Source organism: Haloferax sp. s1 (genome assembly GCF_058382125.1).
On record NZ_JBZRPK010000480.1, the window covers coordinates 1 to 5,447 of the forward strand.

General features: G+C 62.6%; 6 protein-coding genes and 2 pseudogenes. 4 read left to right on the forward strand and 4 right to left on the reverse strand.

Annotated elements, in window-relative coordinates:
• The 3 genes and pseudogenes from QT222_RS07340 to QT222_RS07350 all read left to right on the forward strand — a co-directional run.
• Window positions 1-242: pseudogene (locus tag QT222_RS07340) on the forward strand (ABC transporter ATP-binding protein); the annotation flags it as partial.
• Entirely contained in the window at window positions 239-1,540 is a 1,302-nt protein-coding gene (locus tag QT222_RS07345) for an ABC transporter ATP-binding protein (RefSeq protein WP_491476783.1), read from the forward strand. The pseudogene QT222_RS07340 and the gene QT222_RS07345, both read left to right, overlap by 4 nt.
• Before the next feature lie 172 nt (window positions 1,541-1,712).
• Window positions 1,713-2,396, forward strand: coding sequence for a type 1 glutamine amidotransferase domain-containing protein (locus tag QT222_RS07350; protein WP_491476784.1), 684 nt, complete (start codon window positions 1,713-1,715; stop codon window positions 2,394-2,396).
• A 52-nt stretch (window positions 2,397-2,448) separates the two neighbouring features.
• Here QT222_RS07350 and QT222_RS07355 read toward each other — a convergent pair whose 3' ends face one another.
• On the reverse strand, window positions 2,449-2,748 hold the full coding sequence (locus QT222_RS07355) for a transcriptional regulator (RefSeq protein ID WP_004572593.1): 300 nt from the start codon (window positions 2,746-2,748) through the stop codon (window positions 2,449-2,451).
• 162 nt (window positions 2,749-2,910) lie between these two features.
• Here QT222_RS07355 and QT222_RS07360 point away from each other — a divergent pair, with 162 nt between their 5' ends.
• Entirely contained in the window at window positions 2,911-3,879 is a 969-nt protein-coding gene (locus tag QT222_RS07360) for a nucleotidyltransferase family protein (protein ID WP_004572592.1), read from the forward strand.
• 54 nt (window positions 3,880-3,933) lie between these two features.
• Here the strand turns inward: QT222_RS07360 and QT222_RS07365 are convergent, their stop codons facing one another.
• From QT222_RS07365 to QT222_RS07375, 3 genes and pseudogenes are all read right to left on the reverse strand, one after another.
• Window positions 3,934-4,644, reverse strand: a complete 711-nt coding sequence (locus QT222_RS07365; protein WP_004572591.1) for a diphthine--ammonia ligase — start codon at window positions 4,642-4,644, stop codon at window positions 3,934-3,936.
• Window positions 4,645-4,703: 59 nt separating this feature from the next.
• Window positions 4,704-4,868: a hypothetical protein gene (locus QT222_RS07370; protein ID WP_491476785.1), complete on the reverse strand. Its 165-nt coding sequence runs from the start codon at window positions 4,866-4,868 to the stop codon at window positions 4,704-4,706.
• A 133-nt stretch (window positions 4,869-5,001) separates the two neighbouring features.
• Window positions 5,002-5,447, reverse strand: a pseudogene (locus QT222_RS07375) (phosphoadenosine phosphosulfate reductase family protein); the annotation flags it as partial.

The window sequence follows — 5,447 nt, forward strand, 5'->3', positions numbered from 1 at the left end:
CTGACCTGGCGGGGCCGCCGGAGGGAGGTCGAGTCAAGCCACGGTGTCCGGACGCGGCGGACGACGGTCGACGCGGGGACCACCCGGAACTTCTCGAAGCGGCACCCGACCACCGTGCGGCGTGTGTCTACTACGGTCCCGGCTACGACGCGTCGGTCATTCGCGGCGAAAGCGACTCGGAGGCACGCGCCACCGATGGCGGCCACAGCGGTTCCGACGCAACCGGCGGTGATGCACGATGAGTTCCGACCCACTACTTTCGGTTCGTAACCTGAAGAAACACTACCCGATTACCAAAGGCGTCCTCAAGAAGGAAGTCGGTCGCGTGCGGGCGGTCGACGGTATCTCGTTCGAGGTCGAACGCGGCGAGACGCTCGGACTCGTCGGGGAGTCGGGGTGCGGAAAGTCGACGGCTGCGACGTCGCTTCTCCGACTGGAAGAGCCGACTGACGGCGAGGTCGTCTTCGACGGCGCGGACATCACAGCGCACGGCGACGCCGAACTCAAGGCGTTCCGTCGCCGGGCGCAGATGATGTTTCAGGACCCGTCGTCGAGTTTCGACCCCCGGATGAGCGTCGGCGAATCCGTCGCCGAACCGCTCGCCATCCACGGGATGCGCGACCGAAAACGACGGCGACGCATCGTGGAAAACCTGCTGGAGCGCGTTGGGCTGTCAGCAGCCGCTTTCGACCGCTACCCGCACGAGTTCTCCGGTGGGCAGAAACAACGAATCGCACTCGCGCGGGCGCTGGTCCTCAACCCGGAACTCATCGTCGCCGACGAACCGGTGTCGGCGCTCGACGTGTCCATCCAGGCCGAGATTATCTCGCTGATGCGCGACTTACAGGCCGAGTTCGGCCTCGCTATCGTGTTTATCAGCCACGACCTCGGCGTCGTCCGCGAAGTCTGTGACCGCGTCGCCGTCATGTATCTCGGCGAAATTGTCGAGATAGCTGACACGGAGACACTCTTCGACGACCCACAGCACCCCTACACGAAGGCGCTTCTCTCGTCGATTCCGACGCCGGACCCCTCGCGCCGAAACGAGGGTATCGAACTCACCGGCGACGTGCCGAGTCCGTCGAACCCGCCATCCGGGTGCCGGTTCCACACTCGCTGTCCGGTGGTTATCCAACCGGACGAATTTAGCCTCGAACAGTCGGAGTGGCGGCACGTACTCGACCTCCGGCTCCGCGTCGAGCGCGGTATCGATGTCCAGGACGTTCGCGAGTTCCTCGTCGCCGAGGGCGAAGCGGATGCGCCCGAGGATGTCCCGGGTGACGCAGTCGCGCGCGAACTCCGCCGGGAGTTCGACGTTCCACAGACGCTTTCGGACCCGAACGCGGAAACGATTCTCTCGAACGCGATTTCGGACCTCACCGACGGTGAACACGACGCGGCCCGGCGAACCCTCAACGAGTCGTTCACAACCGTCTGCGAGCGCGACCATCCCGAATTGGAGGCAACCGGAGTGGGAACAACGGCGGCGTGTCTTCGAGTCGGAAACGACCGACAGGTCGACCCGCCGACGCCCGACTGATAAGGACTGTTGTAACTATTTACCGGTGACCATCGTCCCGGTGCTGGCGACACCGGTAAGAGACTACAACAGTCCTTATGTATCGCTCGCGACCGCTCCGTCGCGCGCGGAGAACCCACCTGGATTTCCGCGTCCACGGGTCCTTTTTGTAGTCGGGGCATACTCGGGACTGATGACAGCAGCGCTTTTCATCGTCAGCGAGGAAGGATACTGGGGCGAGGAGTGTATCGAACCGCTCACCACACTGAGCGACGCCGGTGTCGACGTAACGGTGGCGACGCCGACGGGCGCGCCGCCGGTCATCGACGAGCGCTCTGTCGACCCCGACTCAGTCGGCAAGGAATTCGCCGAGCACATTCTCGACGTACACGAAACCGACGAGCGACTACAGAACCCCGAGAAAATCGCGCAGGTCGACGCCAACGACTACGACGCCGTGGTCTTTCCCGGCGGTCACGGAACCGCGTGGGATATCAATCAGGACCGACACGCTCGACAGGCGCTCTTGCAGGCCGTCGCCGGTGACGGGAGCAAAGCGCTCGTCGTCTGTCACGCCGTCGGTATCCTCGGATTCACTCGCGAAGCAGACGGGTCGTTCCTCGTCGACGGCCGCGAGGTGACGGGCTTCCCGAACGAATGGGAGGAAGACATTCTCGACGACGACGACCTGATGCCCGACGGTCGGAAACTCCCGTACTGGGTCGAAGACGAAGTCAAAGCGGCGGGCGGTATCTGGGACGGCGAACTCGACAGCGAGACAAGCGTCACCGTCGACGGCGACCTCATCACTGCACGCGGTCCCGGGTCGTCAGCTGCGGCTGCGCAGACGCTGTTGGACGAGTTGGACGCGATATAAGAAGCGGGACAAACGGAGAGACAGCGCGGGGTGGGACGCTGCCCCCGCGGAACTACTCGATTTTAAACACGGCTTCTTCGATACCTTCGCTCCGACACTCCGGACAGCGCGAGGGGTAGTTCACGGGGTCGTCGAAGGCGCTGAACCCGCAGTTCCGGCACTCTGGTGGAGCGACGAGGAACTGCTCGCCGTCCTGACCGTGGACGGAACGGGCGACGTGTTGGAGGTGACCGTAGACGGAGGACACCGAGACGCCGACGTTCGCCGAGAGTTCGGACGCGGTTGCGGGGTCGGCACGGAGGGCATCAGCGATGCGCTGGCGTGTCGTCGTGGTGGTCTCCTGGTCTGTCATACTGCTCGCTTAGATGGCGAACGGAAAATTCCTTCCGCCGTCCCAGTGTTACACACCTTCCGTCATCCCCTTGCCGAACCCCCGCGACTATCCCATCGTCGAAATGTCAAGAGTATAGAGAAGATGCAAAAAGGCCTTGACCACGTGGTGGGATTTCAGAGTATGAAGGCAGTCGTCCTTGCTGGTGGTTACGCGACCCGTCTGTGGCCTATCACCAAACACCGACCGAAGATGTTCTTGCCCGTCGGTGACCAGACCGTTATCGACACTATCTTTGAAGACCTCGAAGCCGACGACCGCGTCTCTGAGGTGTTCGTGAGTACGAACGAGCGATTCGCCGACTCGTTCGAGGAGTACATCGCCGACTCGTCGTTCGAAAAGCCGACGCTCTCTGTCGAAGACACCAGTGCCGAAGACGAGAAGTTCGGCGTCGTCGGGGCGCTCGAACAACTCATCGACCGTGAGGAAGTCGACGAGGACCTCGTCGTCATCGCGGGTGACAACCTCATCAGCTTCGACGTTGCGGACTTCGTGGACTTCTTCTACGAAAAAGACGAGCCGTGTCTCGCCGCCTACGACGTACAGGACCGAGAGCGCGCGAAGTCCTACGGTCTCGTCGAACTCGACGGCGACCGCGTCGTCAACTTCCAGGAAAAGCCCGACGACCCGAAGAGCACGCTCGTTTCTATCGCGTGCTACGCGTTCCCGGCTGAGGACCTGCCCAAGTTCGACGAGTACCTCGCGGGCGACAACAATCCCGACGAACCCGGCTGGTTCATGCAGTGGCTTCAGCAGAACGGCGACGTGTTCGCGTACACGTTCGACGGCGCGTGGTTCGACATCGGTACGCCCCAGAGTTACCTCGATGCAGTCGCGTGGTATCTCGACGGCGAGAACTACATCCACGATACCGCGACGCTGAACAACACCGAACTCGGAACGAACGTGCACGTCATGGCCGACGCCGTAGTCGAAGACTCCACGCTCGACGAGTCGGTGGTCTTCCCCGGCGCGATTGTCCGTAACGCGGAACTCAAGAACTCCATCGTCGACGAAGAGACGCACATCGAGAACCTCGACCTCTCGAACGCGCTTATCGGTGCGCATTCGAAGCTGACGAACGGACAGTAACTTCCGTTTTCAGCGTCTCTCGCGTTTTTAGAAATGGCCGTCAAATAAGTGACTTCAGCCGAGATAGGCGTCAGTAATCCGGAGTCGACCGTGGGTTCCCTCCCACACCTTCTCGTACTCCAGTTCGATAGGGCGGTCCATATGCGGAGCGTCGGTAACGAGCGTCTCGAACTCGCCGCCTTCGCCGAGGATGTGGACGCCGTACTGTTCGTTGAGTTCCTCTAATTCGTCGAGCGCGTCGGCGTCGAGCGTCCGGCCGAGCCACGATTCGTCGAGACCGTGGGCTGCGACTTGGATGAGCGTAATTTCGAAGCCGGCGTCGAGCATCGCCTCGCCGAGTTCCCGCGGATTTTCCTGCCACAGCGGGGCGAACAGGTCGATGCCGAGACGGTCGCACATCCCTTCGATTCGGTTCGTCTGGAACTCGCTTTCGATTGCGCCCGCGGTGACGCCCGCGAGGTCGATTTCGGATTGCAGGTCCGAAAGTGCCGCTTCGAGCGGTTCGAGTTCCGCGTCGCCCTGCGCGCCGGAGTCCTCGACATCTGTCGCTTCGAGGTCGCCGGGGTGGACCTCGACGAGTTCGATTCCGGTGCTCTCCGCGGCGAGAGAGGCGAGGTCGGTCGCGGGGACGTGGTACATGTACGAGTCGTCGCTCGGGTGGACGGTCAGGAGTCGGGTGACGTTCAATCCCTCTTCGAGCGCGCGGTAAAGCGCCCACGAGGAGTCCTTTCCGCCGGAAAAGAGGCTAACCCACTCGGATGTCATGGAGGCGATAGCGGGTTGGGGGAGATAGGCGCTACGGTGTGGACGCTACTCGATGGGAGTTACTCGGGAACCCGCGGCGCGATTGCGATGTATCGCTCGCCCGTGGGGTCTCGGAACATCACCGGGCGAGGTGCTTCTTCGGGGTGGACCCGCACGTTCGACAGTTCTTCGCTTGGGTCGTATCCGAAGATACGTTTGACGTTGGTGACGAGCGCTTCTGACACTGCTGAGCTACAACGATAGAAAACAGCCTCACGATACAAGACGGTCGGAACTCGGCGTCGAGAGGTTCGCCTGTCGACAGCGAGACCGCGAAAAAGTGGCCGCGTAGTGTGTTGTGTTAGGTGTCGGCCGACTTCACATGTAGCCGAGGTCGCGCAGGCGCTCCATCAGGTCCTCTTTGTCCTGGGCGCGGCCAGCGCGCTCGGTCGTGTTCTCCATGTCCTGCAGCCACGCCGGTTCTTCGGCGGACTTGTCGGTCGAGACTTCGCTGCCGAGACTGCGGAAGCCAGCGAAGTACTTCGGCGAGACGGGCACGTCTTCCTGCGTGACACCCTCGGGGAGGTCCTCGTCGTTTTCGGGGACGTAGCCGTCTTCGGGGTAGTTTTCGACGGTGTCCGGGACTGCGAAGTACCAGAAGGCGTCCCAGACGGCGCTCTCTTCGAACTGGAGGATGGGTTGAACGCGGTCGTGCGGCGGGGAGATGTCCGGGGCGTGGCGGGGGCTGGTGAACGGCCCGTCGGCACGGGCTTCCTGTTCGTCCCCGCGGACGCCGGGGGTGACGCCGCCGGGGGCCTGCTCTT